General features: G+C 64.5%; 2 protein-coding genes. Both read right to left on the reverse strand.

From position 1 onward, the window contains the following. Window positions 1-73: 73 nt before the first annotated feature. Complete coding sequence (gene istB / locus FHT32_RS34750) at window positions 74-877, reverse strand: IS21-like element helper ATPase IstB (RefSeq protein ID WP_132755637.1); 804 nt, start codon at window positions 875-877, stop codon at window positions 74-76. Then, window positions 867-2,444, reverse strand: coding sequence for an IS21 family transposase (gene istA, locus FHT32_RS34755; protein ID WP_093308009.1), 1,578 nt, complete (start codon window positions 2,442-2,444; stop codon window positions 867-869). Before istA ends, istB begins: the two co-directional genes overlap by 11 nt. Between the last annotated feature and the right edge of the window lie 105 nt (window positions 2,445-2,549).

The following is a 2,549-nucleotide window of genomic DNA, read 5'->3' on the forward strand; positions in this document are numbered from 1 at the left end:
TGTTGATTTCCATGCAATCCTGACCCGCGATTTCCATCGAATATTGACCCACCCTCTTTGCGAACCAGCCGGCTCACGGTGTGGATAAGTTTTTGGTTTTCTCCTTTTTTGGTTGGACTGCCTGAACGGGTTGCGCCGAGCTGTGTTTGAAGCGGAAGCTGTCGTTTCCGGTCTCCAGAATATGGCAGTGATGCGTGAGCCGGTCCAGCAGCGCCGTCGTCATCTTCGCATCGCCGAAGACGCTAGCCCACTCGCTGAAGCTCAGGTTGGTGGTGATCACGACGCTCGTGCGTTCGTAGAGCTTGGACAGCAGATGGAACAACAGCGCACCACCTGAGGCGCTGAATGGCAGGTAGCCCAGTTCGTCGAGCACCACCATGTCCGCGTACATCAGCCGGTGCGCGATGTGGCCAGGGTTGCCACTGGCCTTCTCTTGCTCGAGGGCATTGACCAACTCCACCGTCGAGAAGAAGCGCACCCGCCGATGATGGTGTTCGATGGCCTGCACGCCCAGCGCTGTCGCGATGTGGGTCTTGCCTGTGCCCGGCCCGCCCACGAGCACCACGTTCTGCGCGTCGTCCATGAACTCGCACCGATGCAGTTGGCGAACCAGGGCTTCATTGATCTCGCTGTTGGCGAAGTCGAAGCCGGCGAGGTCCCGGTAGGCTGGGAAGCGGGCCAGCTTCAACTGATAGGCCACCGAGCGCACCTCCCGTTCGGCCGTCTCGGCCTTGAGCAACTGCGAGAGCATCGGCTGCGCGGCCTCGAAGGCCGGCGATCCTTGCTCGGCCAGCTCCGCCACGGCTTGGGCCATGCCGTGCATCTTGAGTTCGCGCAGCATGATCACGATCGCGCCGCTGGCTGGGTCATGTCGCATGGCGCACCTCCTGGCAGCTCACCCAGTTGCGCGACCTGCTGGCGGCGCAGGCGCGCCCCCTGAGCGTGTCGTAGCGAAGCACATCGGCCTTCGGCTCGTTCACCAGGCGCAGCGCCTGCGGCGCCGTGACGGGCGCCGGCGCAATGGGCTTGGCATCGAGCAGGCGATGCAGCACGTTCAACACATGGGTCTTGCTGGCCACGCCGGCTTCCAGCGCCAGCTCGACCGCGGTCAACACGGCCTGTTCGTCATGGTGCAGCACCAGCGCCAGGATCTCCACCATCTCGCGGTCGCCGCCTGGTTGCTTCATCAACGCGGCCTGCAGCCGCCTGAAGCCTTGCGGCAGCTCGCTGAACGGCGCTCCGTTCCTGAGCGCTCCTGGCTTGCGTTGCAGCACTGCCAGGTAGTGCCTCCAGTCGTAGACGGTGTGGCCCGCGGTGTCGTGGCGCCGGCCAATGATGCGCTTGTGCTCGCACACGATCTGGCCCTCGGCCGCTACCACCAGGCGCTCGGCATACACACGAAGACTCACCGGCCGGTTCGCGTAGGAGGCCGGCACGCTGTAGCGGTTGCGCTCGAAGTGCACCAGGCAGGTGGGGGAGACACGCTTGGTGTGCTCGACGAAGCCATCGAAGGGCCTGGGCACCGGCATGAGCAGCGCACGCTCCTGCGCCCAGACTTCGGCGATGGTGCCCGGCAGCTTGCCGTGGGCGATCTCGCCCCACAGCGCCTTGCAGCGCTCCTCCAACCAGCTGTTGAGCAGCGCCAGCGTGGCAAACGCAGGCACGGGCTGCCACAGCCGGTGCCGCGCATCGCGCACGTTCTTCTCCACCTGGCCCTTCTCCCAGCCGGAGGCCGGGTTGCAGAACTCGGCCTCGAACAGGTAGTGGCTGACCATGGCGCCGAAGCGCGCGTTGATGTCTCGCTCCTTGCCGCGGCGTACCTTGTCCACGGCCGTCTTCATGTTGTCGTAGATGCCCCGTCGCGGTACGCCGCCGAGCACCTCGAAGGCCCGGTTGTGCGCGTCGAACAGCATCTCGTGGGTCTGCAGCAGATAGGCGCGCACGATGAACGCGCGGCTGTGGCTGAGCTTGAAGTGCGCCACCTGCAGCTTGGTGCGCTCGCCGGCGATGACAGCCCAGTCCTCGCTCCAGTCGAACTGGAATGCCTCGCCAGGGCCGAAGGCCAGCGGCACGAAGGTGCCGCGTCCGGTGGTCTGCTGCACTTCGTGGCGGTGCGCATACCACTGGCGTGCAAAGGCCGCCACGCGGTTGTACGACCCCTGGTAGCCCAGCGCGGCCAAGTCGGCGTGCATCTGCTTGAGCGTGCGGCGCTGCTTGCGGGACTTGGACGCTTCGCTCTTGAGCCAGCCGCTGAGCTTCTCAGCGAAGGCGTCGAGCTTGCTCGGGCTGATGCGCTTCGCGTAGCTGGGCGCCGCCTCACCCTCGCGAAGGTACTTGCGGATGGTGTTGCGAGACAGGCCCGTGCGCCGGGCTATCTCTCGAATGGACAGTTGCTCTCGCAGTGCCCAACGTCTGATGACACTCAGTGTCGCCACGTCAATCACTCCTGTGCTCCTGCTGCTAAAAGCAGCAGGTTAGGGTTATCACGTGGGTCAGATTTAGATGGAAATCACACGACCAAGTGGGTCACTTCTGGATGGAAATCAACA

It is taken from the genome of Variovorax sp. SG517 (assembly GCF_013376045.1).
Classification (GTDB): Bacteria; Pseudomonadota; Gammaproteobacteria; order Burkholderiales; family Burkholderiaceae_C; genus Variovorax.

Excerpts from the sequence above, each read along its gene's own strand:
- istB (WP_132755637.1), bottom strand. The coding sequence starts at position 877 with ATGCGACATGACCCAGCCAGCGGCGCGATCGTGATCATGCTGCGCGAA.